The 26,743-nt window shown below is 64.5% G+C and carries 27 protein-coding genes; 20 read left to right on the top strand and 7 right to left on the bottom strand.

Annotated features, from left to right (window positions below; all coding sequences use genetic code 11):
• Nucleotides 1–57: 57 nt before the first annotated feature.
• Together EN862_RS13425 and EN862_RS13435 are read right to left on the bottom strand one after the other, a co-directional pair.
• Nucleotides 58–951 carry an alpha/beta hydrolase gene (locus EN862_RS13425; RefSeq protein WP_127867223.1) on the bottom strand — a complete coding sequence of 298 codons (894 nt, stop codon included), beginning with the start codon at nt 949–951 and terminating at the stop codon, nt 58–60.
• Nucleotides 952–1,246: 295 nt separating this feature from the next.
• Nucleotides 1,247–3,280, bottom strand: coding sequence for a lytic transglycosylase domain-containing protein (locus EN862_RS13435; RefSeq protein ID WP_127867224.1), 2,034 nt, complete (start codon nt 3,278–3,280; stop codon nt 1,247–1,249).
• Nucleotides 3,281–3,537: 257 nt separating this feature from the next.
• Between EN862_RS13435 and dapA the strand changes: the two genes are divergently transcribed.
• The 3 genes from dapA (at nt 3,538) to EN862_RS13450 (ending at nt 5,744) form a co-directional block, all read left to right on the top strand.
• Nucleotides 3,538–4,419, top strand: a complete 882-nt coding sequence (gene dapA, locus EN862_RS13440) for a 4-hydroxy-tetrahydrodipicolinate synthase (RefSeq protein ID WP_127867225.1) — start codon at nt 3,538–3,540, stop codon at nt 4,417–4,419.
• Nucleotides 4,420–4,444: 25 nt separating this feature from the next.
• On the top strand, nt 4,445–4,924 hold the full coding sequence (smpB, locus tag EN862_RS13445) for an SsrA-binding protein SmpB (protein WP_041002108.1): 480 nt from the start codon (nt 4,445–4,447) through the stop codon (nt 4,922–4,924).
• Nucleotides 4,925–5,018: 94 nt separating this feature from the next.
• Nucleotides 5,019–5,744 carry a GH25 family lysozyme gene (locus EN862_RS13450; protein WP_127867226.1) on the top strand — a complete coding sequence of 242 codons (726 nt, stop codon included), beginning with the start codon at nt 5,019–5,021 and terminating at the stop codon, nt 5,742–5,744.
• 24 nt (nt 5,745–5,768) lie between these two features.
• On the opposite strand, the gene EN862_RS13455 is transcribed toward EN862_RS13450, so the two are convergent.
• Entirely contained in the window at nt 5,769–6,698 is a 930-nt protein-coding gene (locus EN862_RS13455; RefSeq protein ID WP_127867227.1) for a DMT family transporter, read from the bottom strand.
• A 143-nt stretch (nt 6,699–6,841) separates the two neighbouring features.
• On the opposite strand from EN862_RS13455, the gene EN862_RS13460 reads away from it, so the two are divergent.
• Nucleotides 6,842–7,315, top strand: a complete 474-nt coding sequence (locus tag EN862_RS13460) for an Lrp/AsnC ligand binding domain-containing protein (protein WP_127867301.1) — start codon at nt 6,842–6,844, stop codon at nt 7,313–7,315.
• 26 nt (nt 7,316–7,341) lie between these two features.
• On the opposite strand, the gene EN862_RS13465 is transcribed toward EN862_RS13460, so the two are convergent.
• Nucleotides 7,342–7,998 carry a uracil-DNA glycosylase gene (locus EN862_RS13465; RefSeq protein ID WP_127867228.1) on the bottom strand — a complete coding sequence of 219 codons (657 nt, stop codon included), beginning with the start codon at nt 7,996–7,998 and terminating at the stop codon, nt 7,342–7,344.
• A 12-nt stretch (nt 7,999–8,010) separates the two neighbouring features.
• Complete coding sequence (locus EN862_RS13470; RefSeq protein ID WP_042637844.1) at nt 8,011–8,592, bottom strand: NYN domain-containing protein; 582 nt, start codon at nt 8,590–8,592, stop codon at nt 8,011–8,013.
• A 304-nt stretch (nt 8,593–8,896) separates the two neighbouring features.
• Here EN862_RS13470 and rpoZ point away from each other — a divergent pair, with 304 nt between their 5' ends.
• The 4 genes from rpoZ to EN862_RS13490 all read left to right on the top strand — a co-directional run bounded on the left by rpoZ (nt 8,897) and on the right by EN862_RS13490 (nt 12,869).
• Nucleotides 8,897–9,298 (top strand): DNA-directed RNA polymerase subunit omega, encoded by a 402-nt coding sequence (gene rpoZ / locus EN862_RS13475; protein ID WP_042637845.1) that lies wholly within the window; start codon nt 8,897–8,899, stop codon nt 9,296–9,298.
• A gap of 262 nt (nt 9,299–9,560) precedes the next feature.
• Nucleotides 9,561–11,792, top strand: coding sequence for a bifunctional (p)ppGpp synthetase/guanosine-3',5'-bis(diphosphate) 3'-pyrophosphohydrolase (locus tag EN862_RS13480; RefSeq protein WP_127867229.1), 2,232 nt, complete (start codon nt 9,561–9,563; stop codon nt 11,790–11,792).
• Between the two features lie 104 nt (nt 11,793–11,896).
• Entirely contained in the window at nt 11,897–12,475 is a 579-nt protein-coding gene (gene pyrE, locus EN862_RS13485; protein WP_127867230.1) for an orotate phosphoribosyltransferase, read from the top strand.
• A 10-nt stretch (nt 12,476–12,485) separates the two neighbouring features.
• Entirely contained in the window at nt 12,486–12,869 is a 384-nt protein-coding gene (locus EN862_RS13490; RefSeq protein ID WP_127867231.1) for a VOC family protein, read from the top strand.
• Here EN862_RS13490 and EN862_RS13495 read toward each other — a convergent pair.
• Nucleotides 12,862–13,377 (bottom strand): GNAT family N-acetyltransferase, encoded by a 516-nt coding sequence (locus tag EN862_RS13495; RefSeq protein ID WP_127867232.1) that lies wholly within the window; start codon nt 13,375–13,377, stop codon nt 12,862–12,864. The genes EN862_RS13490 and EN862_RS13495 overlap by 8 nt on opposite strands.
• Nucleotides 13,378–13,588: 211 nt before the next feature.
• On the opposite strand from EN862_RS13495, the gene EN862_RS13500 reads away from it, so the two are divergent.
• From EN862_RS13500 to recO, 7 genes are all read left to right on the top strand, one after another.
• Complete coding sequence (locus EN862_RS13500) at nt 13,589–14,176, top strand: DUF2062 domain-containing protein (protein WP_127867233.1); 588 nt, start codon at nt 13,589–13,591, stop codon at nt 14,174–14,176.
• Nucleotides 14,173–14,586, top strand: coding sequence for a holo-ACP synthase (gene acpS / locus EN862_RS13505; protein ID WP_127867234.1), 414 nt, complete (start codon nt 14,173–14,175; stop codon nt 14,584–14,586). The genes EN862_RS13500 and acpS overlap by 4 nt, the downstream gene beginning before the upstream one ends.
• A 79-nt stretch (nt 14,587–14,665) precedes the next feature.
• Nucleotides 14,666–15,415, top strand: a complete 750-nt coding sequence (lepB, locus tag EN862_RS13510; RefSeq protein ID WP_042637851.1) for a signal peptidase I — start codon at nt 14,666–14,668, stop codon at nt 15,413–15,415.
• A gap of 4 nt (nt 15,416–15,419) precedes the next feature.
• Nucleotides 15,420–16,136, top strand: a complete 717-nt coding sequence (gene rnc / locus EN862_RS13515; protein WP_127867235.1) for a ribonuclease III — start codon at nt 15,420–15,422, stop codon at nt 16,134–16,136.
• Complete coding sequence (era, locus tag EN862_RS13520) at nt 16,121–17,053, top strand: GTPase Era (RefSeq protein WP_189401773.1); 933 nt, start codon at nt 16,121–16,123, stop codon at nt 17,051–17,053. Before rnc ends, era begins: the two co-directional genes overlap by 16 nt.
• Nucleotides 17,054–17,089: 36 nt before the next feature.
• Nucleotides 17,090–17,983, top strand: coding sequence for an aminoglycoside phosphotransferase family protein (locus EN862_RS13525; RefSeq protein ID WP_127867237.1), 894 nt, complete (start codon nt 17,090–17,092; stop codon nt 17,981–17,983).
• Nucleotides 17,984–18,068: 85 nt separating this feature from the next.
• On the top strand, nt 18,069–18,827 hold the full coding sequence (gene recO, locus EN862_RS13530) for a DNA repair protein RecO (protein ID WP_127867238.1): 759 nt from the start codon (nt 18,069–18,071) through the stop codon (nt 18,825–18,827).
• 4 nt (nt 18,828–18,831) lie between these two features.
• Here recO and EN862_RS13535 read toward each other — a convergent pair whose 3' ends face one another.
• A complete protein-coding gene (locus tag EN862_RS13535; RefSeq protein WP_127867239.1) occupies nt 18,832–19,296 on the bottom strand; it encodes an NUDIX domain-containing protein in 465 nt (154 codons plus the stop codon).
• 236 nt (nt 19,297–19,532) lie between these two features.
• Here EN862_RS13535 and EN862_RS13540 point away from each other — a divergent pair, with 236 nt between their 5' ends.
• The 5 genes from EN862_RS13540 (at nt 19,533) to EN862_RS13560 (ending at nt 26,532) form a co-directional block, all read left to right on the top strand.
• Complete coding sequence (locus EN862_RS13540) at nt 19,533–22,322, top strand: DUF2339 domain-containing protein (RefSeq protein WP_127867240.1); 2,790 nt, start codon at nt 19,533–19,535, stop codon at nt 22,320–22,322.
• A 130-nt stretch (nt 22,323–22,452) separates the two neighbouring features.
• A complete protein-coding gene (locus EN862_RS13545) occupies nt 22,453–22,971 on the top strand; it encodes an RNA polymerase sigma factor (RefSeq protein WP_042637861.1) in 519 nt (172 codons plus the stop codon).
• Nucleotides 22,968–23,759 (top strand): anti-sigma factor, encoded by a 792-nt coding sequence (locus tag EN862_RS13550; protein ID WP_127867241.1) that lies wholly within the window; start codon nt 22,968–22,970, stop codon nt 23,757–23,759. Before EN862_RS13545 ends, EN862_RS13550 begins: the two co-directional genes overlap by 4 nt.
• A gap of 207 nt (nt 23,760–23,966) precedes the next feature.
• The gene (locus EN862_RS13555) at nt 23,967–25,064 is read left to right on the top strand and encodes a peptidase C39 family protein (protein ID WP_127867242.1); all 1,098 of its coding nucleotides are present in this window, start codon (nt 23,967–23,969) and stop codon (nt 25,062–25,064) included.
• A gap of 4 nt (nt 25,065–25,068) precedes the next feature.
• Nucleotides 25,069–26,532, top strand: coding sequence for a RimK family protein (locus tag EN862_RS13560; RefSeq protein WP_127867243.1), 1,464 nt, complete (start codon nt 25,069–25,071; stop codon nt 26,530–26,532).
• Nucleotides 26,533–26,743: the final 211 nt, after the last annotated feature.

Below are 26,743 nucleotides of genomic sequence, written 5' to 3' on the forward strand. Positions count from 1 at the left end.
TCGGAGACTCTATATTTTATCGACAGGCCCGAGGTTGAGTTAGTCTCGGGCTTTACTTTATTTTGATTTGCGCTCTGCTCGATCGAGGAAATCCGCAATGTCCCGCGGCAGAGTACCGGTTTCCAGAAAGGGCGCGTGTCCCTGACCTTCGACGGTGATCGTCTCCATGCCGGGATGACGCCTTCCCATCTCCTCGACGGTCGCAGCGGACAGCAGCTTCGAAGTGCTGCCGCGAATGGCAAGCAGCGGCACGGCGGCCAAAGCATCGAACTGCGGCCACAGATCCGGCAGCGGTTTGCTGAAATCGACGCTGGCCAGCGTGTCGACGAGCGTCGGGTCGAAATCCGGCACCCAGCCGGCCGCCGTCTCGCGGCAGATTGCCCGGACCATCCGCGCCCAGTCGACGTCGGTGAGCGCCGGAAAATCGGCGCCATGCACGCGCCGCTGGGTATCCACCGCCTCGGCGAGCGTCTTCGGCTTCGGCGCGCGGTCGAGATAGGAGCGGATATGGGCCAGCCCCTCCGTCTCGATTACAGGGCCAATGTCGTTGAGCACGATGGCCTTCAGCACGGTCGGCTTCAGCGCGCCGAGCACATGGATGATCAGGCCGCCGCGCGAGGTGCCGATGAAGGCGGCCTGCTCGATGCCGAGCGCTGAGAGCCCGGCAAGCACGTCCCCGGCTTCGACCCCGACATTATAGTGGCTGATATCGGGATCGTAATCGGACAGCCCGCGCCCGCGATAGTCGAAGGCGATGACCTTGCGGGGAATATTCGCCTTCCCTGACAGGTAGAGCGCCAGTTCATGGAAGTCGCGGGCATTGCGGGTCAGGCCGGGCAGACAAATGACCGGCCACCAGGCGGTGTTCGCCTCGCCGTAAATCCGTGCATGGAGTTTCAGGCCATCGGGTGCGGTATAAAAAAAGTCGGAGAAACCTTCGTCGCTCGTCATCGGAGTGCTGTGCTCGCTGGATCGAAGGGACAGCTACAGGCGAGAGTGAGGATCGTCAAATAGGAAGCAGCGCAGGAAGTATCTTACGCTGGCGGGACAGCGCCCCCCTCTGTCCTGCCGGACATCTCCCCCACAAGGGGGGAGATTGGCAGTTCGCACGCCTCACCTATTCTGCGGCGCTGGAGGCTGGCGAAAGCCGGCGCGACAGCTGATCTCCCCCCAAGTGGGGGAGATGTCCGGCAGGACAGAGGGGGGCGCGAAGGAACTCGACCTTAAACGCCTTGCGGACGCCGCCTCACCCCCGCCCGTTCACCAGATCGCCCACGATGTCGTATTTGCCCGAAATACGCATCTTGTAGACCTCATAATTCTCCATCACGCGCTGCACGTAACTTCTTGTTTCTGTGTAGGGAATCCGCTCGATCCAGTCGACGACCGCATCCACGTCCTTGCCGCGCGGGTCGCCGTATTTCGCCACCCACTGGGCGGCGCGGTTGGGGCCGGCATTGTAGCCGGCGAAGGTCAGCACATAGGAGCCGCCGAAGCGGTCGAGCTGTTCGCCGAGGAAAGCCGAGCCCAGCGTCGCATTGTAGCCGGCATCGCTCGTCAGCCGCGCCTGCGAGAAGCTCATGCCGGCCTTCTTGGCCAATTGCTTGGCCGTGCCCGGCATCAACTGCAGCAGGCCGCGCGCGCCGGCGCTGGAAACGGCGCCGACATTGAACTCGCTTTCCTGGCGGGCAATAGCATAGGCGAGCGCCTTGCCGGACCCGGAAATATTGGCCGTATCGGGAATGACACCGAGCGGATGCGACAGCGCGCCGACATCGATGCCGCGCTGCGCGGCGATCTTGCCGACCTTCAGCGCCATGAAATGGTTGCCCTGCTTCTCGGCCAGCACCGCAAGCAGCGCCAGCTCGCCGGGGCTGGTCAATTGCCCGGCAAGGTCGCGGTAGAGCGTCTCGGCATAGCGGTCGTAGCCCGCCTCCTGCAGTCGCTTGATCGCGCTCACCGCCTCGCGCCCGTCGAAGCTCTGGCGGTCGGCCGCACTCGGCTTCGGATAGACGATGTTGAGTGTCCTCAACCCCACGCGCTCGCCGGCGAGCTGGCCATAGAAGGTCGTGCCATAGCTGGCCGCGCGCGTGAAATAGTCCTTGGCGCTGCCCGGGCCGCCGACTTCCGCCGCGCGGCCGAGCCAGTAATAGGCGCGCGACAGCGACACCGGTCCCTGGGCGAGCTCGGTGATGCGCGTGAAGTGGCCTGCGGCGGTCGCCGGGTCGTTGAGGCCGCGCAATGCATACCAGCCGGCATGGAATTCGGCCTCGGCAGCATTGGCCGGGCTTTCGGCCGCATGCATGGAGACGATTCTGTAGGCGGTCTTCATGTCGCCCTGGTCGACCAGCTCGCGCGAGAGCACACGCCGTTCCACCCACCAGGCATCGGCATCGACCAGCGAATCGCTATCCGTCGGCGCTTTCATCACGACAGTGGCGGCATCGGCGAATTTCTGCTGCTTGCGCAGATATTCCGCCTCGGCGAAGAAATAGCCGGCCGAACGCTGCGCCGCCGGCACCGCCTTCAAGAGCTTGGCGGCGTTCTTGTCGCCCTTGTCGGCCGCCGCCCAGGCATCCGCCAGCTGCTGTGCGCCGGCGAGACCGGCAACGCGCAGCGCCGAGGCCGGCCGGTCGGCGTAAAACATGCGCTCCATGCGGTAGCGATGGTCGGCCGCCGGGATCAGCGTACCGAACTCCTTGATGATGGCGCTCTCGTCCTTGGCTTCCAGCTTTTCCGTGCGCCAGAAGGGCACCAGCACCGCACGCGCAGCCGCCTGGTTGCCAAGCGCCACCTGCGAGCGGGCAAGGACGATGACGCCCTCGGGCGTCAGCGGCTGGCTGCGGCCAAAAGCCTGAACCACCATTTGCGGCGGCGGATTTTCGCGATAGAGCGCACGTTCGCTGTTCTTGCGCAGCGCGATCGTGCCCGGCCATCCGGGAAGCATCTTGGCGGCATCGGCAATCTCGCCGCTCGGCACCTGGTCGCCGCCATAGAGCGCGATCGCCCAGGCCAGGATGTGCCGGTCGAGCGAAGTCGCGGGCAGCGTGTCGCGCGCATTGCGCGCGCCGGCAATGTTGTTGGCGGCGAGCGCGTCGAGCCCGCTCTTCAATTGCGCGATGTCGGGGGCGACCGACGTCTGGCCAGGCGCCTGCGGCGCGTCGGGCATGGGAATAGAAGCCGTCGCGCGCGCATCGACGCTGCCGCCGATCGCCATGGTGGGCGTCAGCGCGACGATCGCGCCGAAAAGCGCGAAGAGATGAGGCCGCCTCGTCGGCATGGTTGCAATCCTAGCACATCGTCAGCAGGCGCGGGGACCGGGAGCCCCGAAGCAGAGCCTAAACTTAGGTCGTGAAAGGCTCGTAAACAAAAGGTTATCGAGGCCGTTCGAATTGCGCTTGCTGGCACTACGCCGATGCTTGCCGCTGAACCATGTCGAGACTATGGTGCGCGGCTTCGCTTTCGGTTAGAAGGCGCGCAAGTAAACCGACCGACAAACCTGATACGTTCCTGAGAGTTCCAAGGAGTTTGGAAGACATGCTGAGAGGCTCGCTGACTGCGCTCGTCACACCGTTCGAAAAGAGCGGGCGTTTCGACGAGAAAGCCTTTCGCGCTTTCATCGAATGGCAGATCGCCGAGGGCACCAAGGGCCTCGTCCCGGTGGGAACCACAGGCGAGTCGCCGACGCTCTCGCATGATGAGCACCGCCATGTCGTGAAGGTCGCCATCGAGGTGGCCAAGGGCAGGGTGCCGGTCGTGGCAGGCGCAGGCTCCAACAATACCGAGGAAGCGGTCGGCTTGGTGAAGTACGCCGAACAGGCCGGAGCCGATGCCGCCCTTGTCGTCACGCCTTACTACAACAAGCCCACGCAGCGCGGCCTTTATGAGCATTTCGCGGCTGTCGCCCGGGCGACCAGCCTGCCGATCATCATCTACAACATCCCGCCGCGCTCGGTGATCGACATGACGCCCGAGACGATGGGCAGGCTGGCCCACGACTTCAAGAACATCGTCGGCGTCAAGGATGCCACCGGCAAGGTCGAACGCGTCTCCGAGCAGCGCATGACCTGCGGCAAGGACTTCATCCAGCTCTCCGGCGAGGATGCGTCCGCGCTCGGCTTCAACGCCCATGGCGGCGTCGGCTGCATCTCGGTGACGTCGAATGTCGCGCCGCGGCTCTGCGCCGAGTTCCAGGAAGCGACGCTCTCCGGCGACAGCGCCAAGGCGCTCGAGCTCCAGGACCGGCTCTTGCCGCTGCATAAGGCGATCTTCATCGAGCCCGGCCTGTGCGGCGCCAAATATGCGCTCTCGAAGCTTGGCAAGGTCGAAAACGTGGTGCGCTCGCCGCTGGTGACGATCGAGGCCTCGACGGCTGAAAAGATCGACCAGGCGATGAAGCACGCCGGCTTGATTAATTAGGGATGAGGCGCCACCTCTCCGCATTATGAATCAAGTCAAGAAAGCCGACCCCAACAACAGGACGGTCGCCGAAAACCGCAAGGCGCGCTTTTCCTACGAGGTGCTCGACACGATCGAGACCGGCTTGGTGCTGACCGGCACCGAGGTCAAGTCCCTGCGCCAGGGCCAGGCCAACATCCAGGAGAGTTACGCCTCCGCGGAGGGCGGCGAGATTTGGCTGATCAATTCTTATCTGCCGGAATATCTGCAGGCCAACCGCTTCAACCACGAGCCGCGCCGGCGCCGCAAATTGCTGGTCTCGAAACGCGAGATGGCCAAACTCTCGCAAAGCGTCGAGCGCGAGGGCATGACGCTGGTGCCGCTGAAGATCTATTTCAACGACCGCGGCCGCGCCAAGCTGCTGCTGGCGATCGCCCGTGGCAAGAAACTGCATGACAAGCGCGAGACTGAAAAGCAGCGTGACTGGTCGCGCGAGAAGGGCCGGCTGCTGAAAGAGCGCGGCTAGGCTTTTCATTGTTGCCTGCACAAACGCGCCTGAAAAAAGCCACCGGGCACTCCTCTGTTCCGGCGCGAACGCACCTTCCGACAGGGGGCCATTTTTGGGGAAGCGGATCGTTTTCTGGAGCGTTGCCGGCGTGGTTGTCGCCTGCGCCGTCGCGGTCGGCGCCTATTTCTGGTTCCGTGGCTTTTCGCCGGATCGCGCGGAGTTCCCGATCCGCGGCATCGATGTCTCGCACCACCAGGGCAAGATCGACTGGCGGCGCGTCGCGGCCGACGATGTCGCCTTTGCCATCATCAAGGCAACCGAAGGCGGCACGCATGTTGACACCCTGTTCGCCACGAATCTACGCGAAGCCCGCGCGGCTGGCCTCGCGGTCGGCGCCTATCACTTCTTCACCTTCTGCCGGCCGGGGGCCGACCAGGCGAAGAATTTTATCGCCGCGGTGCCGCGCGGCGAGCCGCTTTTGCCGCCGGTTGTCGACATCGAATTCGGCGGCAACTGCCCGCAGCGGCTGTCGCCCGAGCAGTTGAACACCGAGCTTGCCGCTTTCCTCGGCCCGGTCGAGACGGCGTTCGGCAAGCAGGCGATCTTCTACCTGACCGACGAGGCGGCCGACGCCTATTCCGCAACCATCATCGCGCGCCAGCGCTGGCTGCGTTCATTGGCGATCAGGCCGCGCGAGAGGGACTGGATCTACTGGCAGTATCACAATATGGGCCGCGTCGACGGCATCGAAGGCGATGTCGATCTCAACGTGCTGAAGGGCAGCCGCGAGACGCTGGCCGAGCTGTTCGCGCCGACGCCTCGAATTGCAGGCCCTTGAAGTGTTTGCCGCGCCGCTGAAGGCTCACGATCCTCCCGGCGCCGGTGCACCAAGACGTTTGCTGGCAACACGTCCTCCGATCGCCGACAAGCCCATTCCGGCGGCCATGATGGCGATGGCTGCGAACTGGATCGTCATCGGCGTTTCGCCGAGTACGGCCATGCCGACAAGCACGGTGGCGATCGGTATGCCGGGCAGGAACAGCGATGCCGCCTGCGGCCCCAGTTGCCGGACGATGTAAGTATAAAGAAACATGGCGGCCGCGCCGGCCAGAATCCCCTGGATCACGATCTGAGCGATGATTTCCCCGACGGCCGCTGCTTGGATTTGGCTTGGTGCCAAAAGATAGAGAACCGGCAGCGGCAGGCAGGACAGGAGCACCACCGCGGCTGTCGCCGTGACGGGATCGGCATGCCAGCGCCGGACAAGAACGGCATAGGTCGAGAACATCAGCCCCGATCCGATGAAAAGCATGTCGCCGAACAGAACGCTGCCGGCTCCGTCGCGCGCCGGCGCGATGAAGAGGAACAGGCCCGCGATGATCGCGAGGACACCGATGGTCCGTTGCTGCGAAGTGCCGTCATGGAAGACGATGCGCGACAGCAGGAACGAAAAGAAGACGATCGAGGCTGGACAAAGCGCCGCCGCATGGGCGGCAGGGGCATAGGTCAGGCCCCAATTGATGATCAGCGGATAAGGCAATCCGGCCAGCGCCGCCAAAGCCAGGGCCCGTCGCCATCCAAGCGCCCTCATGCTTGCGAAGCCGCCGCGCCAGACGATCGGCAGAAAGACCACCCCGGCGCCGCCAAAGCGCAAGGCGGCGAGATCCGTCGCCGTCAGATGCTCCCTGAGGCTGAAGCGGGCGGCGACGAATTGGATAGCATAGATGCCGATCATGGTGAGGCCGGCGATGATCGCCAGTCTCGTATTTCCTGTGTTGCCTGCGTCCGCCACGACTTGCCACCCATAGGTCACCTCAGGTGAAGACCATCTCCACGGCTGCGGCCAAAGCGCAGGCTATTGTTCAGGTTCCTGCGTTGAAATACGCTCATTTTGGAAAATGGCAGCGGAACTCACATCAAAAAGGCAGTTTTAAAGTGAATCCGGAAGCAAGCGACCTCGACGCGATCGACCGCAATCTCCTGCGGCTGCTGCAGGAAGATGGACGCCGTACCACACTCGATCTGGCGGCGCGTGTCGGCCTGTCGCCGACCGGCACCAGCCTCCGCGTTAAGCGGCTGTTTCGGGAAGGCTACATCACCGCGGTCAGGGCCGTGCTCAATCCGGCAAAGATCGGGCGTGGCACGCTCGTCTTCATCGAGGTGCGTCTCGACCATACGGCGCCGCATATTTTCGAGCGGTTTGCCGAGGCGGTGACCAAGGCGCCAGAGGTGCTGGAATGCCATATGGTCGTCGGCGGCTTCGATTATCTGGTGAAGGCGCGCATCTCGGAGATGACCGCCTATCAGGATTTCCTGACCCGCGTCATCCTACCTCTGCCTGGAGTGAAGGAGACGCACACCTACGCCTCGATCGGCGACGTGAAGCCGGATGCGCTGCTGCCGGTATAACCGCCGGACCATCGGGGCGCCTGAATCTAGTTCTTCAGGAACGCCGCAATCTCCCTGAACACGCTGACGAACATCTCCTCCGTCAGTACGCCCGTATTGGTGTTGTAGCGCGAGCAGTGATAGCTGGAAAACAGCGCGATGCCGCCGGCCTCCTGCCTTCCGCCATGGCGGAACGGAATGGCCGCGACGCGCTCACCCAGCGCCCGCACCGTCGACTGGTGCGCGATCGAACCCAGCGTCAGGATGGCGCGCAGATTGGGAAAGCGCGCGATGGTCGGTCTCAGAAAAGTCCGGCAGGTGGCGATCTCGGCGCCCACCGGCTTGTTCTCCGGCGGCACGCAGCGCACCGCATTGGTGATCGCCGTGCCGACCAACTCGAGCCCGTCATCCGGCCGCGCCTTGAACTCGCCGCGCGCCAGGCCCTGCGCGATCATCGTGCCGTAGAGCAGGTCGCCGGCATAGTCGCCGGTGAAGGGGCGGCCGGTCCGGTTGGCGCCGCGCAGCCCAGGCGCCAGCCCGACGATCAGCAGGCGGACTGAATCTTCACCCTCGGGTGGCAGGAAAGTCGGCACCGGCGCGTTGAACCAGCTGGGCTCGCGCTCGCGCCAGGCAGCGATGAAATCATGCAGTCGCGGGCAAAGCGGGCAGTCGCGGCTGGGTTCGGGGGAGGGCGCGGCGCTCAAGGCCGCCGCCCGTCAATAATCGTCCTCGTCGACTTCGGCGGGTTCCGGCCGGCGCGCCGGCCGCTCGGACGGGTCGCGGCCGACCTCGCTCTTCAGCGTCATCAGGTCGATGAAATGGTCAGCCTGCCGGCGCAGATCGTCGGAAATCATCGGCGGCTGCGAAGCCATGGTCGAGATGATGGACACTTTGCGGCCGCGCCGCTGCAGCGCCTCGACCAGCGTGCGGAAATCGCCGTCGCCGGAGAAGATGACATAGTGGTCGACGACATCGGCGAGTTCCAGCGCATCGACGGTCAGCTCGATGTCCATGTTGCCCTTGATCTTGCGGCGGCCGGTCGAGTCGGTGAATTCCTTGGCGGGCTTGGTCACCACCTTGAAGCCGTTATAGTCGAGCCAGTCGATCAGCGGCCGGATCGAGGAATATTCCTGATCCTCGACCAGCGCGGTGTAATAATAGGCGCGCAGCAGATAGCCCCGCTTCTGGAAACTCGACAGAAGCTTGCGGTAGTCAATGTCGAACCCCAGCGCGCGCGAGGTGGCGTAGAGATTGGCGCCGTCGATGAAAAGAGCGATCTTTTCACGGGGATCGAACATTGAAAAACATCCCTTTCAAAAAATTCTGTCGTCTTAAAAGCGTTCGACGAATAGGCCCGGCAAATGGACCTCGGTACCGTCACATCCGAGATAACGCGCAATTTGTGGATATCCAAGGGCAGGCCTCGCATTGCAAGCAATTGTGATCGCGACTATCTAAGCTGACCATGGCGCGCTCAGATGATAAGCCGGGCGAGAGGGCGGCCAAGTTGGCGCTGGCGCCATAAAGCTTGTATTTCGGGCGCGCCCGCGTTATGGAGCGCGCCAGCTTTCCATCAAATCCATCGCATGAAAGGGGCAGTCCATGGCCCGCGTAACCGTTGAAGATTGCATCGACAAGGTCGACAACCGTTTTGAACTCGTGCTGCTCGCCGGCCACCGCGCCCGCCAGATCAGCCAGGGCGCGCAGATCACCGTTCCGCGCGACAATGACAAGAACCCGGTCATCGCGCTGCGCGAGATCGCCGACGAGACGCTGTCGCCCGACGACCTCAAGGAAGACCTGATCCACTCGCTGCAGAAGCATGTCGAGGTCGATGAGCCGGAAGCCGAGGGCGAGGCGATCACCGACCAGACCGGCGCGACCGCTGTCGCAGCCGACGCCGACGATGCCGAGGAGAACATCGCTTTCGACCGCATGAGCGAGGAAGATCTGCTCGCCGGCATCGAAGGCCTGGTACCCCCGGAAAAGAGCGACGATTACTAAGAGCTTTTGATAATTCTACTCAGCCGGCCGCCTGGCGCGGTTTTCTGCGCTTCCGGTGCTCACGGACCTGAATGTCCGCTCCGCTCCGGTTCTCGAAAACCACACCATGCGACTCGGCTGAGCGAATTCTGAAAAGCTCTTCCCGGAACTCGCTTGGATCAACCATCCGGCACTTCCGTCTCGTAAGTTTCGTGGCTATCTATGGGATGCGTCGCACCTTGGTGCGGCGCATCAATCATTTCAGCACCGCGAGATCCCGCCCATGATGCGTCAGTATGAGCTTGTCGAGCGCGTGCAGCGCTACAAGCCTGACGTCAACGAGGCGCTGCTCAACAAGGCCTATGTCTATGCCATGCAGAAGCATGGCCACCAGAAGCGCGCCTCCGGCGATCCCTATTTCTCGCATCCGCTCGAAGTCGCCGCCATCCTCACCGACATGCACATGGACGAGGCGACCATCGCCGTCGCGCTGCTGCACGACACGATCGAGGACACGACCGCGACCAGGGCCGAGATCGACGAATTGTTCGGCCCCGAAATGGGCAAGCTGGTCGAGGGCCTCACCAAGCTGAAGAAGCTCGACCTCGTTTCCAAGAAGGCCGAGCAGGCGGAGAACCTGCGCAAGCTGCTGCTCGCGATCTCCGAGGATATCCGCGTTCTCCTCGTCAAGCTCGCCGACCGCCTGCACAACATGCGCACGCTCGACCATATGCCCGAGTCCAAGCGCCTGCGCATCGCCGAGGAGACGATGGACATCTATGCGCCCTTGGCCGGGCGCATGGGCATGCAGGGCATGCGCGAGGAGCTGGAGGAAATCGCCTTCCGCTACATCAATCCGGAAGCCTATCGCGCCGTCACCGCGAGGCTTGCCGAGATTTTCGAGCGCAACAAGGGCGTCCTTCAGGAGATCGAGACGGCGCTGTCCGGCCTGTTCGAGAAACACGCCATCAAGGCGAGCGTGAAGAGCCGGCAGAAGAAACCGTGGTCGGTGTTCCGCAAGATGGAGGCCAAGGCGCTCTCCTTCGAACAGCTCTCCGACATTTTCGGCTTCCGTGTCGTCGTCGATTCGGTCGACGACTGCTACCGCGCGCTTGGCGCCATCCACACCACCTGGTCGATGGTGCCCGGCCGTTTCAAGGACTACATCTCGACGCCCAAGCAGAACGACTACCGCTCGATCCACACCACCATCGTCGGCCCGTCGCGCCAGCGCGTCGAATTGCAGATCCGCACCAAGGAGATGAACAAAATAGCCGAATACGGTGTCGCCGCGCATTCGATCTACAAGGATACCGGCGGCAAGATGAACGGCGCCGGCCATGCGATCTCCAAGGAGACCAACGCCTATGCCTGGCTCAGGCGCACCATCGAGCAACTGGCCGAGGGCGACAATCCGGAGGATTTCCTCGAGAACACCAAGCTGGAGCTGTTCCAGGACCAGGTCTTCTGCTTCACGCCCAAAGGCATGCTGATCGCGCTGCCGCGCGGCGCCACACCGATCGATTTCGCCTATGCTGTACACACCGATGTCGGCGACACCTGCGTCGGCGCCAAGGTCAATGGCCGCATCATGCCGCTGATGACCGAGTTGAAGAACGGCGACGAGGTCGAGATCATCCGCTCCAAGGCGCAGGTGCCGCCCGCCGCCTGGGAGTCGGTCGTGGTCACCGGCAAGGCGCGCGCCGCCATCCGCCGCGCCACCAAGAACGCGATCCGCAAGCAATATTCCGGCCTCGGCGCCCGCATCCTGGAGCGCGCCTTCGAGCGCGCCGGCAAGACCTTCACCAGGGAGAGCCTGAAACCGGTTCTGCACCGCCTGGCGCGCAAGGACATCGAGGACGTGCTGGCCTCGGTCGGCCGCGGCGAGTTGAGCTCCACCGACGTCATGAAAGCGGTCTTCCCCGACTATAAGGACGAGCGCGTCACCGTCGCGGCGCCCAAGCAGCGCGAGGAGGGCTGGTCGAAGATCCGCAACGCCGCCGGCATGCTGTTCCAGATGCCCGGCACGCGCGCCGCGCGCAAGGACAAGGACCAGCCGCGCGACGGCGCGGTGCCGATCCGCGGCGTGCGTGGCGACCTGCCGGTGCGCTTCGCGCCGGAAGGTGCCGTGCCCGGAGACCGTATCGTCGGCATCATCCAGCCCGGAACCGGCATCACCATCTACCCGATCCAGTCGCCGGCGCTGCAGGCCTTCGACGACCAGCCCGAGCGCTGGATCGACGTGCGCTGGGACATCGACGAGCGCACCAAGGAACGTTTCCCGGCGCGCATCTCGGTCACCGCCATCAATGCGCCTGGATCCTTGGCCGACATCGCCCAGGTGGTGGCATCCAACGACGCCAACATCCACACGCTGTCGATGATACGCACGGCGCCCGATTTCACCGAGATGCTGATCGATCTCGAGGTCTGGGACCTGAAGCACCTCAACCGGCTGCTGTCGCAGCTCAAGGACAATTCGAGCGTCAGCGATGCGCGGCGCGTGAATGGGTGAATAGTGAATAGTGAATAGTGAATAGTGAATAGTGAATAGTGAATAGAAGGTGCTCTCACTACCATTCACCATTCACCACTCACCATTCACCAAAGGGGGAACAAATGAACACCGACGAAGTGCTGGGCATTTTCCGCGAGGCCGGCGCCGTTCTTGAAGGTCATTTCATCCTGACGTCCGGCCTGCGCAGCCCGGTCTTCCTGCAGAAGGCGCGTGTCTTCATGCATGCCGACAAGACCGAACGCCTGTGCAAGGCGCTGGCCGAGAAGATCCGGGAAAGCGTGCAGGGCAGGATCGACTATGTGGTCGGCCCGGCCATCGGTGGCCTGATCCCGGCCTATGAAACCTCGCGCCACCTCGGCGCGCCGGCGATCTGGGTCGAACGGGAAGGGGGCGAGTTCAGGCTGCGCCGCTTCGAGATCGCCAAAGGCTCGCGCGTCGTCATCGTCGAGGACATCGTTACCACCGGCCTGTCGATCCGGGAGACCATCGACTGCCTGCGCAAGCTCGGCGCCGAGGTCGTGGCGGCTGCCTGCATCATCGACCGCTCGGCCGGCAAGACCGATGTCGGCGTGCCGTTGATCGCGCTTGCCGAATATGAGGTGCCAGCCTATCCCGCCGACCGCCTGCCGCCGGAACTCGCCGCCATCCCGGCTATCAAGCCGGGAAGCCGCAATATCTGAGGCCTCTACAATGATCGCCGGCATCGACCATTTCGTGCTGACGGTTCGCTCGGTCGAAGCGACCTGCGACTTCTACCAGCGCGTCCTTGGCATGAAGCGGCTCGATGAGCCGAACCGGCCGACCGCCCTTGTGTTCGGCTCGCAGAAGATCAACCTGCATGAGGCCGGCCGTACTTTCGAGCCGAAGGCAAAGGCGCCGACGCCGGGTTCCGGCGATTTCTGCCTCGTCGCGGCGGTGCCGCTTGCCGAAGTCCAGGCCAGCCTCGTGGCCAATGGCGTGGCGATCGAAGTCGGCCCGGTCGAACGCACCGGCGCGCGCGGCGCGATGATGTCGGTCTATTTCCGCGATCCGGACGACAATCTGGTCGAGGTCAGCGAGTATCCACTCACCTGAGATCGAGCCGCATGGCGCAACGCTGGTCGGAAGGCATGCCGTGCTCGGCCTCGTCGCCGAGCAGGCCGGTCAGCCGTCCGTCGATCTCGGCGCCTTCCAGGATGCGAAATCCTAACTTGCGATAGAAGGGGGCGTTCCAGGCGACGGCGCGAAAGGTGGTCAACGTCACCGCGGCCAGGCCGCGCAGCCTGGCGTCCGCGACCGCCCGTTCGAGCAAAGCCCGGCCGATGCCCGAACCCTGCCGGTCGAGGCGCACGTCCAACTCCCAGATATGGAGCGCATCGCCCTCGATCCCGGCACTCAGGAAGCCTACCGGCCGGCCCTTCTCCTCGGCGGCAACCCAGCATGCGCCGTCGGCGATCAGCGCGCGGTGCCGCTCTGCGCTGATATTGTCGCCATCGGCGAGCCATGCCAGTTCCGGGATGGTGCGGAAGGCCAGTCCGGCGGATTGCTCGATCTGCGGCAAGGCCTCGGCATCCTCGGCCCGCGCCGGTCGAATGGTGATCATCAGCTGGTATCCCTGTTGTTTTCCTCAGTTTCGCCAGAATAAGGGTCTTGTTACAGGCTGCGGCAGACCATCGCGGCGGCGTTTTCGTTGTTTCGCGGCACTGCCGTCGCTATATCAAAGTTTGTTGCCTTTCTGCGCCCTCGAAGCGCAAGATGTGTGGCGCGTCCCGGTGGGCAGGGGCAGCGCGTGTTGAACCGGGAACTGGAACAGAGTGCTTTTTCGACGCCGAGAGCCTGATGGCCTCCTGGAGCGGGTGCGTACTTATCTATGGCCGCGCCGCTCGTTCTCGCGTTCCGTGCAGTATTTCTCCAAGCGCATCCTGCGGCTGAAGGCGACGCCGCATTCGGTCGCCGCCGGTGTCGCTGCGGGTGTTTTTGCCTCCTTCTTCCCGCTTGGCGTCCATTTCGTGGTTGCCGCGGTGCTTTGCTGGGTGATCGCCGGCAATCTGGTCGCGGCGGCGCTCGGCGCCGTGTTTTTCGGCAATCCGCTGACCTCCCCGCTGCTATGGGGCGCGTCCTGGGAAACCGGCAAGCTGCTCCTGCATGAGCGCCTGCCCAAGCACGGGCCGCCAGAGCATCTTGGCGAAATGCTGCACAAGCTCTCCTTCGCAAAGCTCTGGCATCCCGTCCTGGAGCCGATGCTGATCGGCGCGGTGCCGCTCGGCCTGGTCTTCGGGCTCGTGTTCTACGGCGTCACGCGCTGGGGCATGACCGTGTTCCGCGAGCAGCGCAAGAAGCGCATGGCCGAGCGTGCCGAGAAGAAAGCGCGCCAGGGCGGACGGGAAGTGCCGGCGGAATGATCATCGGCATCGGCAGCGACCTTATCGACATAAGACGCATCGAAAAATCGCTGGAGCGGCACGGTCAGCGCTTCGTCCAGCGCATCTACACCGAGGTCGAGCAGGCCAAGTCGGAAAAGCGGGCCGCCCGCGCGGCGTCCTACGCCAAGCGCTTCGCCGCCAAGGAGGCCTGCGCCAAGGCGCTGGGCACCGGCATGGCCGAGGGCGTGTTCTGGCGCGACATGGGCGTGATCAACCTGCCGAGCGGCGCGCCGACCATGGCGCTGACCGGCGGCGCCGCCGCCAGGCTGGAGAAGATCCTGCCGAAAGGCCACCGCGCGGTGATCCATCTCACCATCACCGACGATTTCCCGCTTGCTCAAGCCTTTGTGATTATCGAGGCGGTGCCCGCCGAACAAGCGCCACATTGATTCCATCTGACCACGAGCGGCATGACGTTGCCCAGCGCGCGCCGAGACTCTATACCAACATCGCACAATCGAGGACGACATGAGCGTGGCTGAAAAATCGCAGAAGAAATCCGGCGGGCTTGGTGAGACCTTTTCCGTCATCATCCAGGCTCTGCTGCTCGCGCTCGTCATCCGCACGCTGCTCTTCCAGCCTTTCTCCATCCCGTCCGGCTCGATGCGGCCGACGCTGCTCGAAGGCGACTATCTCTTCGTCACCAAATGGGCCTACGGCTATTCGCGCTATTCGCTGCCGTTCGGTCCCGATATCTTTTCCGGCCGCATCTGGGGCTCGGAGCCCAAGCGCGGCGACGTGGTGGTGTTCAAGTTCCCGCCGGATCCGTCGGTCGACTACATCAAGCGCGTCGTCGGCCTGCCCGGCGACAAGATCCAGATGAAGGACGGCCAGCTCTTCATCAATGACGTCGGCGTGCCGCGCGTGAAGACCGGCCAGATCGAAAATCCCGATATCACCGAAGTGCCGCAGCCCGTCGACGTCTACCGCGAGACGCTGCCGAACGGTGTCAGCTACGACACGCTCGACCTGACGCCGAATTCGATCGGCGACAACACCCGCGAATGGACCGTGCCGCCCGGCCACTACTTCATGATGGGCGACAACCGCGACAATTCCTCCGACAGCCGCTTCACCGTCGGCTTTGTTCCTGCCGAAAACCTGGTCGGCCGCGCCAACCTCATCTTCTTCTCGATCGCCGGCAAGGCGAGCCCGCTCGAGATCTGGAAGTGGCCGTCGCTGATGCGTGCCGATCGCCTGTTCCATTTCGTCCACTAGAGCGATGGCGGCCAGCAAGCGTTTGACCGCCGATGCGCTTGCCGAGGCGCTTGCCCCGCGCACCGGCCATGCCTTCGCCGATCGCCAGCGTCTGCAGCGCGCGTTGACTCATGCCAGCGCGCGTTCGACCCATGCCGGGGTCGATTACGAACGTTTCGAGTTCCTGGGCGACCGCGTTCTCGGTCTTGTCGTCGCCGACATGCTGCTCGCGACCTTTCCCGAGGCCGCCGAGGGCGAGCTTTCGCTGCGCCTCAACGCGCTTGTCAATGCCGAGGCGCTCTCCGACATTGCAGAGGAGATCGGCTTGCCCGAGCTGATCCGCGCCGGCTCCGATGTGCGCAATCTCGAAGGGCGCAAGCGCACCAATCTGCGCGCCGATGCGCTGGAATCGCTGATTGCCGTGCTTTACCTGGATGGTGGTCTCGAGGCTGCCCGCGCATTCATCCACCGCTACTGGCAGCCGCGCTCGCAGGCGATCGGCGCTGCGCGCCGCGACGCCAAGACCGAATTGCAGGAATGGGCGCACCAGGCGGCCGCCGGCGCCGTGCCGGCCTACCGCATCGACGCCCGCGAGGGGCCAGACCACGACCCGCTGTTCACCGTTAGCGTCAAGGTCGGCTCATTTGCGCCGGCGACCGGCAGCGGGCGCTCCAAGCGCGAGGCGGAGCAGGCCGCGGCGGCTACTCTTTTGCTGCGCGAAGGCGTATGGAGCGCGGCATGACAGAAATCGAAACCCCTGAAGCCCCCGCGACGCGCTCCGGCTTCGTCGCGCTGATCGGCGCGCCCAATGCCGGCAAGTCGACGCTGGTCAACCAGCTGGTCGGCGCCAAGGTGTCGATCGTCACGCATAAGGTGCAGACCACCCGCGCCATCGTGCGCGGCATCGCCACGCATGACAACGCGCAGATCGTCTTCGTCGACACGCCCGGCATCTTCAAGCCGAAGCGGCGGCTGGACACCGCGATGGTGACCACCGCCTGGGGCGGCGCCAAGGATGCCGATGTCGTGGCGCTTCTGATCGACGCCGAGCGCGGCATCAAGGGCGATGCCAATGCCATCCTCGACCGGCTGAAGGACGTCCGCCAGCCGATGCTGCTCGTCCTGAACAAGGTCGATCGCGTCAAGCCCGAGACGCTTCTCGCGCTGGCCGCGACCGCGAACGAACGCGTGCCGTTCGAGCGCACCTTCATGGTCTCCGCGCTCACCGGCTCCGGCTGTAAGGATCTGCTTGATTATCTCGCCGAGACGTTGCCCTTGGGCCCCTGGTACTATCCGGAAGACCAGATCTCCGATCTGCCGATGCGCCAGCTCGCGGCCGAGATCACCCGCGAAAAACTTTATCTCAGGCTGCACCAGGAGCTTCCCTATTCCTCGCATATCGAAACCGAGAAATGGGAAGAGAAGAAGGACGGCTCGGTGCGCATCGAGCAGGTAATCTATGTCGAGCGCGACAGCCAGAAGAAGATCGTGCTCGGCCACAAGGGCGAAACGATCCGCGCCATCGGCCAGGCCGCGCGGATGGAGATCGCCGAGATTCTCGAGCAGAAGGTGCACCTGTTCCTGTTCGTGAAGGTGCGCGAGAACTGGGGCGACGATCCAGAGCGCTACCGCGAGATGGGGCTGGAGTTTCCCCATTGATGCTTGTCGCCTAGAAGGTCCGTAAGGGTCTGCGACATGAATAATCCAGAGATCACGATCGATGCCGGTCTCGTGCGACGGCTGGTCGACACGCAGTTTCCGCGATGGCGGGACCTGCCGGTCAGCCCGGGCGCTTTCGGCGGCTGGGACAACCGCACTTTTCATCTTGGCGACGAGATGACGGTCCGACTGCCGAGCGCGGCCGCCTATTCGCTGCAGGTCGAGAAGGAGCAGCGCTGGCTACCGAAACTGGCACCCCTCCTGCCGCTGCGGATTCCGACACCGCTGGCCATGGGCGAGCCGGCCGAAGGCTACCCATGGCATTGGTCGATCTATCGCTGGATCGAGGGCGAGACGGCCAAGAGCGGCCGCATCGCCGATCTCAACGTCTTCGCCGTTTCGCTCGCCGATTTCCTTGTCGCATTGAGGGGCATCGATCCGACGGACGGGCCTGCACCCGGCCAGCACAATTTCCACCGCGGCGGGCCGCTGACCGTCTATGACGGCGAGGCGAGGCAGGCCATCGCCGCGCTTGAACGGCGGATCGACGCCTACGCCGCCACGACCGTCTGGGAAGCCGCACTTGCCGCCACCTGGTCTGGCTCTCCAGTCTGGTTTCATGGCGATGTCGCCTCGGGCAATCTTCTTGTCGAGGACGGGCGTCTGAGCGCGGTCATCGATTTCGGCACGTCGGGCGTCGGCGATCCATCCTGCGATCTGGCGATCGCGTGGACCTTCTTCGAAGGCGAAAGCCGGGAGGCCTTCCGCGCCCGCATCGCCGTCGACGACGCCACCTGGGCGCGCGGCCGCGGCTGGGCGCTGTGGAAGGCGCTGATCACCGTCGCCGGCCACGACGCCAACCAGGCCGAGGCGAAAAGGCAGCGCCACGTGATCGACGAGGTGCTTGCCGATCATCGCCGCTGGGCCTGACACGGGATCAGACAATGTCAGCACAGATCGAACCCGGCGTGTCCAAACCTTGATTTCGCCCCGCAATGGGTGAAAAGCTCCGCCCATGGAATGGCGCGACGAGGGAATCGTTCTCGGCACTCGCAGGCATGGCGAAACCAGCGCCATCCTCGAGGTGATGACGCGCACGCATGGCCGCCATCTGGGCCTGGTGCGGGGAGGGCGCTCGCGCAAGCAGCAGCCGGTGCTGCAGCCCGGCAACCGCGTCGACCTTCTGTGGCGGGCGCGGCTCGACGAGCATCTCGGCGTCTTCCAGGCCGAGGCGATCGAGATGAACGCCGCGCGGCTCATGGACAGCGCGGTCGCCGTCTACGGCCTGCAGACCATGGCCGCGCATCTGAGGCTCCTGCCCGAGCGCGACGCCCATGGTGGTCTTTACGAGGCCCTTGCCGTGATGATTGCCCATCTCAGCGATGCCGATGCGGCGGGCGAGTTGGTGGCGCGCTTCGAGCTGCTCATCCTCGACGAATTGGGCTTCGGCCTCGACCTCAGCCAGTGCGCGGCGACCGGCTCCAGGCAGGATCTCGCCTATGTCTCGCCGAAATCCGGCCGCGCCGTGTCGCGCGCGGCGGGCGCTGCCTGGCACGACAAGATGCTGGCGCTGCCCGCCTTCCTGCAGCGCGGCTCCGGCCTGCGCGCCGACGCGGCGGCGCTCGAGGACGCCTTCCGGCTGAGCGGCTTCTTCTTCACCCGCCATGTTTACGAGCCGCGCGGGCTGGAGCCACCCGACGCTCGTGCCGGCTTCCTGGCCGCGCTGCGCCGGCATCATGCGACGACGAAGGCGATCGTGACTGGGGCAGGGTAGCAGTTTAATCCGCGCCGCGCCGCACCAGGAAATCGTCAAGCATGGCGCGCTGGCCTTTCAGGATCTTGAGCCCGGCTTCGGGCAGCGAAAACCAGCCGGCCCGATCCACTTCGGGGAACGCCTTCATCTTTCCCGATTTCGGCGGCCACTCCATGGTGAACATGTTGCTCTTGATGGCGTTTGTGTCGACATCGGCCTCGACGCTCCACGCCGCGACGATCTTTCCGCCCAGCTGCCTGTAGCTGCCGAGCGGCCGGAAGTCGCCGTCGATGGCGACGCCGAGCTCCTCCTCGGCTTCCCGTCTGGCGGCTTCGAGCTCATCCTCATTGTCGCCGATCAATCCCTTCGGGATCGACCACGCGCCTTCGTCCTTTCGTGCCCAGAACGGGCCGCCGGGATGGACCAGCAGAAACTCGAAGACGCCGGCTACGCGCCGGTAGATCAGCAGGCCCGCGCTTCGCTGCGGCATCGAGAGTCCTCCGTGAACGCTGCAGATTAACACCAGTATTACGCAGCGGGCGTCAGGCAATTCTCGCCGACAGGCTCGGTCGTCTGGCATGCAGGCTTGGGATAAGCCTGCCGGCTTGCTGGCCATCGGCTCTAAAACATGCTCGATCTTACCGGCCGGCAAGGCGCTGATTTGGGTAGTCGTCTCGTTGCCGCATTTGTTGGCCACGACTGGTCCTGGTTTTGAGGGAAACCGCCATGTTTTTCAGCCTGATCGCCATTGCCGCCGTCATCGCTCTTTTCGTCATCGTTTCCCGCCAGCAGAACCGCATCGCGCTGGTCGAGCGCGAGCTCGGTATCCTGCGCGGCCTGCTGCAGACGGGAGCTTCGCTGCCCGCGCTGAAGGCGGACGCCGCGCAGGAAGGGCTTCCCGAGGAGGCCAAGGCAGCCGCGGCGCCTGTCGCGCCGCTGGCCGACGGCACGACAGTTGCCGAGGAGGTCGTCGCAAAGCCTGAGGCCGCTGAAGGCGAGGCCGTGGCCGGACCCTGGACGAAGGCCCAGTCGGCCGCGGCGCAATCCGCCGAGCCGATCGAACCGGCGCAACCCGTGGCCGAGACGCCCGCGCCCACCAAGGCGGCGCGCCAGACCGATGTCGAGACGGCGCTGGGCACGCGTTGGGCGGTCTGGGTCGGCGGTATCGCGCTGGCGTTGGGCGGCTTGTTCCTGCTCCGCTACACGATCGAGGCAGGCATTTTCGGGCCTGGCGTGCGCCTGACGATGGCCGGCGTCCTCGGCCTGGCGCTGATTGCCGGCGCCGAATTCATCCGCCGCACCGGCTTCAGGGTGCCGGTGCAGAGCGCCGCCGGCGCCTATATCCCCTCGATCCTCACGGCTGCCGGCGCCTTCATCCTGTTCGGCACGGTCTATGCCGCGCATGGCATCTATGGCTTCATCGGGCCGGCGACCGCCTTCGCGCTGCTTGGTATCATCGGCGTCGCCACCATTAGCGCCTCGCTGGTGCATGGCCTGGCGCTGGCCGGCATCGGACTTGTCGGCGCCATGGTCACGCCGGCGCTGGTGGCATCGCAGGCGCCCAATCCTTGGGCCCTGTTCGTCTATCTGGCGATCGTGCTTGCGGCGAGCGCTGCAACCGCCCGCATCCGCGACTGGAAGGCGCTCATGGCAGCCGCTTTCGCCGGCACCGGCATCTGGACCATTCTTTACATTGTCGACGCGCCGGACGTGAACCTCGCCGCCGTCCTGTTCATCAGCCTTGCCACGCTCGCCGTGCTTGCCTTCGTCTGGCTCGCCCCGTTCTTGACCACTGGCCGCGACGCAGCGGCGCGAGGCTTCGACTGGCCATCGATCGTGCCCGGCTTCTTCATCGCACTGAGCGCGCTCGGCCTGTCCGTCGATCCGGCTTTTGCCAGCGCCGGCGATGCCTTGCACGGCGCGGTCCTTTTGGTCGCGCTGGTCGTGGTGGCGCTCTACCGGCCGCGCGCGCTTCCGCTGGTCTTTGCCGCCGGCATCGCCACCGTGCTGATCTATCTCGGCATAATCCCGCCCGCCACCATCGGCGCCAATGCACTCGATGTCGGGCTGGACGCCCAGCCTTTGGCGTCGTCCGATGCGCTGACTTTTGGCATCGGCATCGCGCTCGGCCTGGTCTTCCTTGCCGCCGGCTTCTGGGCGGCGCGCCGCTTCGCCGCCACCGTTCCGGCACACGCGGCTTGCTGGGCGGCCTGGGGCGTCATTCCCCCGTTGGTGGTGCTCACCGCGCTGTGGCTGACCTTTGGCGATATCGACCGCGACCTCGGCTACGCGCTGCCGGCGCTGCTGCTGACGCTCGGCTTTGCCGTTGGCGGCGAATGGATCGCGCGCGCCGAGCAGCCGCCGCTGGCGGGCGGTCCGGCCGTGTCGTTCGCGCTCGGCGGCGCAGGCGTCGCCTGCCTGCTGATGCTGCACATGGCCTTCGGTTCGGGCTGGACGACCGTGCTGCTCGGCACCGCCGCGATCGTCCCGGCGCTGGCCACGCGCTGGCGCTCTTACCCTGTGCTCGGCTGGATCGCGGTGGGCGCGGCGGTCGCCGTGCTCGGCCGCGTCGCCTTCGACCCGACCATCGTCGGCGCAGCATTCCTCTCCAGGACACCGGTCTTCAACTGGCTGTTGCCGGGCTATGGCGTGCCGGCGCTCGCCTTCGGCTTCGCCGCCTGGCAACTTGCCCGCACCACCAACGGCAGGCCGCGCCTTGCCATGGAGGCGGCTGCGGCGCTGTTCGCTCTGCTCACCATCGCCATGCTGGTGCGCCACGCCATGCATGGCGGCGTCATCGACACCGGCGCGGTGACCCTTGCCGAACAGGCGATCTACACGCTGATCGCGCTCGGCGCCGGCGCCATTCTGGTCGCCATCGACATGCGCTCGCCAAGCTCGGTTCTGCGCTATGGTTCGATAGCCGCCGGCGTTGTCTCGGCAGGCTTGATCGCGGTCCAGCATTTCGTCGTGCTGAACCCGCTGTTGACGGACGAGTCGACCGGCACGATCCCGGTCTTCAACCTTCTGTTCCTCGCTTATCTGCTGCCGGCGGTCGCCGCTGGCGCCCTGGCGCTCTATGTCCGCGACAAGCGCCCGCGATGGTATGCGGCGATGCTGGCGCTGATCGCCGCGCTGCTTGCCTTCGCCTATGCCACGCTTTCGGTGCGCCGCCTGTTCAAGGGCGAGTTCATCGCCTTGTGGAGTGGGCTTGGACAGCTCGAGACCTACACCTATTCGGCGCTGTGGCTGGTCATCGGCGTGGCGCTGCTCACCGCCGGCGTCTGGCTGAAATCGCAGGTGCTGCGCATCGCCTCCGCGGTGCTGATCGCAGTCGCGGTGGTGAAGGTCTTTCTCTTCGACATGTCGGAGCTTGAAGGCGTGCTGCGCGCGCTCTCCTTCATCGGCCTTGGTGCGGTGCTGATCGGCATTGGCCTGTTCTACCAGCGGCTGCTGACGAGGGCGGCGAGGGAGAAGACTGAAAACATGCAGGAACAAGCGGATAGCCGGGAATAAATCGCCAGCCACCATCGTTATTCGCGTGCTTGGGTAATCGCAGCGGTTCGGCCGCTTCGCGCTGACTGCTTGCACCGCGCCGGGAAGGCGCGTTCTATCGGGATGGAAAGCGACCACGAAACAAGCGGTCATGGACGACAAGAAGGCAGCGATCCTGAGCGAGATACCGCGGTTGCGGCGCTATGCGCGCTCGCTGCTGCGCGACCGCGATTCCGCCGACGACCTTGTCCAGGACTGCCTGGAGCGGGCGCTTGTGCGGCTCGACAACTGGCAGACTGGAGAAAGCCCCCGGAGGTGGCTGTTTACGATCATGCATCACTTGTTCATCGACCAGATGCGCAAGGTCAACCGGCGCGGCGAGGCGGCGATGCTGCCTCTCGAAGCCGGTGAGGCCCAAGCCGCGCCCGCCGATCAGGTCGAGACCATCGCCTCGCGCGAGATCATGGATGCCCTGCAGGCGATCAGCCCCGATCGCCGCGCGGCATTGGTGATGGTCGCCATCGAGGGCTTTTCCTATGCCGAGGCCGCCAACATCCTTGGCGTGCCGGCCGGCACGCTGATGTCGCGCATCGCGCGCGGCCGCGAGGAATTGCGAGGATTGCTCGACGACACATCGCGCCGACGCTCGATAAGGATCGTCGAGAAATGACCCGCCGCGATTTTTCCGAACGCGATATCCATATGGCCCTCGACGGCGAGCTGCCGGGCGAGGAGCGCATGGCTTACGACGCCTGGCTCGAGGCCAATCCCGAGATGAAGGCGAAGTCGGCGCGCTACGTCGCCGACCGAGCCGCCATGCGCGCCGCCTTCGCGGGCGTGATGGACGAGCCGGTGCCGGCGAGGTTGCGGCAGGTCGTGCTTGGCGAGGCGCCTGCAAAAGCATCGGCCTTGCGCTCGCGCTGGTGGCTGTCGGCTGCCGCGGCCGTGATGCTCGCGGTCGGCGGGCTCGGCGGCTATGTCGCCGGTGTCGACAGCATCGCCCGCGGCGGCGGCGACGACCAGCTCGCCGAGCAGGCGATCGCCGCCCATGTCACCTACGCTGCCGAGAAGCGCCACGCCGTCGAAGTCCCGGCAAGCGAAAAGGATCATCTCCAGACCTGGCTGTCGAATCGCGTCGGGCTGAAGCTTGTTGCCCCTGACCTTGCGGCCGAGGGCTTCCAGCTGGTCGGCGGCCGGCTGCTGCCCGCCGGTGAGCAAGGCAAGGCGGCGATGCTGCTTTATGAGGACGCCAAGGGCGAGCGCATCTCGCTCTTCGTCACCGCCGATTCGTCAGCGACCTCCAAGGGCACCTATACGGCGGAAGGGGGCGGACCGGAGGCGGTCTATTGGCTCGACAAGGGCTATGCTTGCGCCGTCGTCGGATCGTTGCCGCCGGAGCGCCTGTCGGACGTCGCAAAGAGCGCCTATGGCCAGCTCGTGGCGGGCATATCGAGCTGAACCGGCTGCGTTTTTCGGCGGCCTGCAGTCGCTTGAACAGCAATTCTGTTCAAACGCTTGGCCCTTTGCTGCCGAGGCGGAAACTGTCACAATTCGGCCCTAATCAAGGAGCGATAGCGCTTGATGAATACTGGCGCTTCGGCCAGTATTCGCGACGCATCCACCGGGGCCGTTTCTTAAACCCAATCGAGGTTCTCCCAAGCCCGCATGCCTGCCGAGATCCGCAAGGCCCGCGCGTCAGACGTCGATGACCTCGCCGCCATCGAGAAGGCTGTTTTTCCTGGCGACAGGCTGTCGCGCCGCTCCTTCCGCCAGTTCATCGAACGCGAGACCGCCGAGATGCTGGTGGCCGAGAACGGGGGTCGTGTGGCCGGCTATGCGGTGGTGCTGTTTCGCAAGGGCAGCGGCGTGGCGCGGCTCTATTCCATCGCCGTCGGTCCCTTCTTCGGCCGCCTCGGCATCGGCCGGCTCCTTCTCGCGGCCGCCGAAGAGGCGGCCTTCGAGCACGATCGTCTGTTGCTGCGCCTCGAAGTGCGCGAGGACAATGATCGCGCCATCCGCATCTACGAGCAGGCCGGCTATCGGAAATTGGGCCGCGAGCCCGATTATTACGAGGATGGCGCGACCGCGCTGCGCTACGAAAAGACGCTGCGCGGCGACACGCCCACGGCGACCAAGGTGCCGTTCTACCAGCAGACCTGCGAGTTCACCTGCGGCCCGTGCTGCCTGATGATGGCGATGGCGAATTTCGACCCTGGATTCGTGCCCGACCCGGTCATGGAAATCCGCCTGTGGCGCGAAGCGACCACGGTCTTCATGATGTCGGGTCCGGGGGGCTGTGAGCCTTTCGGCCTGGCGGTCGCCGGCTATGAGAGCGGGCTCGCCGCCGAAATCTTCGTCTCCTTCTACGGCGCGCTGTTCCTGCAGTCGGTGAGAAGCGAGGACAAGCGCCGGGTGATGGAGCTCGCCCAGGTCGATTTCCGCCGCCGCGCCGAACTCTATGGCATCCCGGTCAACTACCGTCCGTTCGGCATCGGCGACATCCGCCAGGCGCTCGCCGAGGGCAAGCTGGTGGTGGTGCTGATCAGCGGCTTCCTTATGTTCGGCAAGAAGGTGCCGCATTGGGTGCTGGCCATCGGTGACGATGGCGACCACATCCTGATCCATGACCCCTGGGTCGAGGATGAAAGGCAGGAAACGATCCTCGACGCCGCGAACATTCCGGTGCCCTACGACATTTTCATGAACATGGCGCAATTCGGCCGCGACGGTCTGCGCGCCGCCATCACTCTGGGAAAACGCTGAGACAATGACCTGGGTTATCCTGACAGGCAGGCAGAACGATCTCGACCAGGTGGCCACGCCCCACAAGATCATCACCAACCGCGACTATCTCGCGCATCCGGCGCTGTTCCGCGGCCAGCGGCCGAAGGTGATCAACCTGTCGAACAATTACGGCTATCAGAGCCGCGGCTACTATGCCTCGCTGCTGGCCGGTTCGCGCGGCCACCGGGTGATCCCGACCGTCGAGACCATGATCGACCTCTCGGAACGCAAGCTCTACGAGCACGCCCTGCCGGAACTCGAGCTGGCCTTGAACAAATGCCGCAAGGACCTCGGCGGGACTTTTCCGGCCAAGGTCGCGATCTTCTTCGGCATCGGCCCATCCAAGGTCTGGGACCGCTTCACCAGGCTTCTGTTCGACTGGTTCCGCGCGCCGGCGCTGGAGGTCCACATCAAGGACAGCGCCGAGTGGGCTTCGATCCGCAAGATCGGCTTCCTGCCTTTAGCCCGCATGACGGAGAGCGAGGAAGAGTTCTTCCTGCAATGCCTGGAGACCTACACCAGCCGCGAATGGCGCGACACCAAGGGCCGCACGCCGGCGCGCTATACGTTCGCGACGCTGGTCGACCCGCATGAGGAATTGCCGCCGTCGGAAATCTCTTCGCTGCGCTATTGGGCGAGGATCGCCGAGAAGATGGGCGTCGAGGTCGAGCCGATCACCAGGAAGGACCTAGCCAAGCTCGCGAACTACGACGCGCTGTTCATCCGCGAGACCACGTCGATCTCCAACCACACCTACCGCTTCGCGCGCCGCGCCCAGCAGGAAGGCATGCCGGTGATCGACGATCCGCTGTCGATGATCCGCTGCACCAACAAGGTTTATCTCAACGAGCTGATGACCTACAACAAGGTGCCTGTGCCGCCGACGGTGATGATCGCCGGCACCTCCGACTTCGAGGTGGCGGCGCAGACGCTTGGCTTTCCGCTGGTGCTGAAGATCCCGGATTCGTCTTTCTCGCGTGGCGTCAAGAAATGCGAGAACATGGCGGAGCTGACCAAGCTCGCGACCGAATGGCTGGAAGATTCCGATCTCCTGATCGCGCAGAAATTCATCCCGACCGAATATGACTGGCGCGTCGGCGTGCTCGGCGGCCAACCGCTGTTTGCCGTGCATTACCTGATGGCGAAGAAGCACTGGCAGATCGTCAACCACAAGGCCAGCGGCAAGCCCGACCAAGGCGGCATCAAGACGTTCACGCTGAAGCAGACGCCGCCGCATGTCGTCGAGACGGCGGTCAAGGCCGCAAAATGCATCGGCGACGGGCTCTACGGCGTCGACCTCAAGGAGACCAAGGACGGCGTCTTCGTCATCGAGGTCAACGACAACCCCAATCTCGATCATGGATGGGAGGATTCCGGCGAGAAGGACGAGCTCTGGGTGCGGCTGACGCAGTGGTTCCTGGAACGCCTGGAGCGGCCGGAGAAGTAGGGGCGGGGGAGAGGAACTGGGGAATTGAAGAACTGAGGAACTGAAGAACTGAAGAACTGAAGAACTGAAGAACTGAAGAATGGAGTGTCTCGCGGACCATGCGTCCTTATCAGCTCCTCGTTTTCTATCCTCTCGGTTCCTCAGTTCTTAAGTTCTTCAGTTTCTTCAATTATTCAATTATTCAATTCTCCAACTCTAAATCATTCAAACC

The sequence above is a fragment of the Mesorhizobium sp. M2E.F.Ca.ET.219.01.1.1 genome, assembly GCF_004016445.2.
GTDB lineage: Bacteria > Pseudomonadota > Alphaproteobacteria > Rhizobiales > Rhizobiaceae > Mesorhizobium.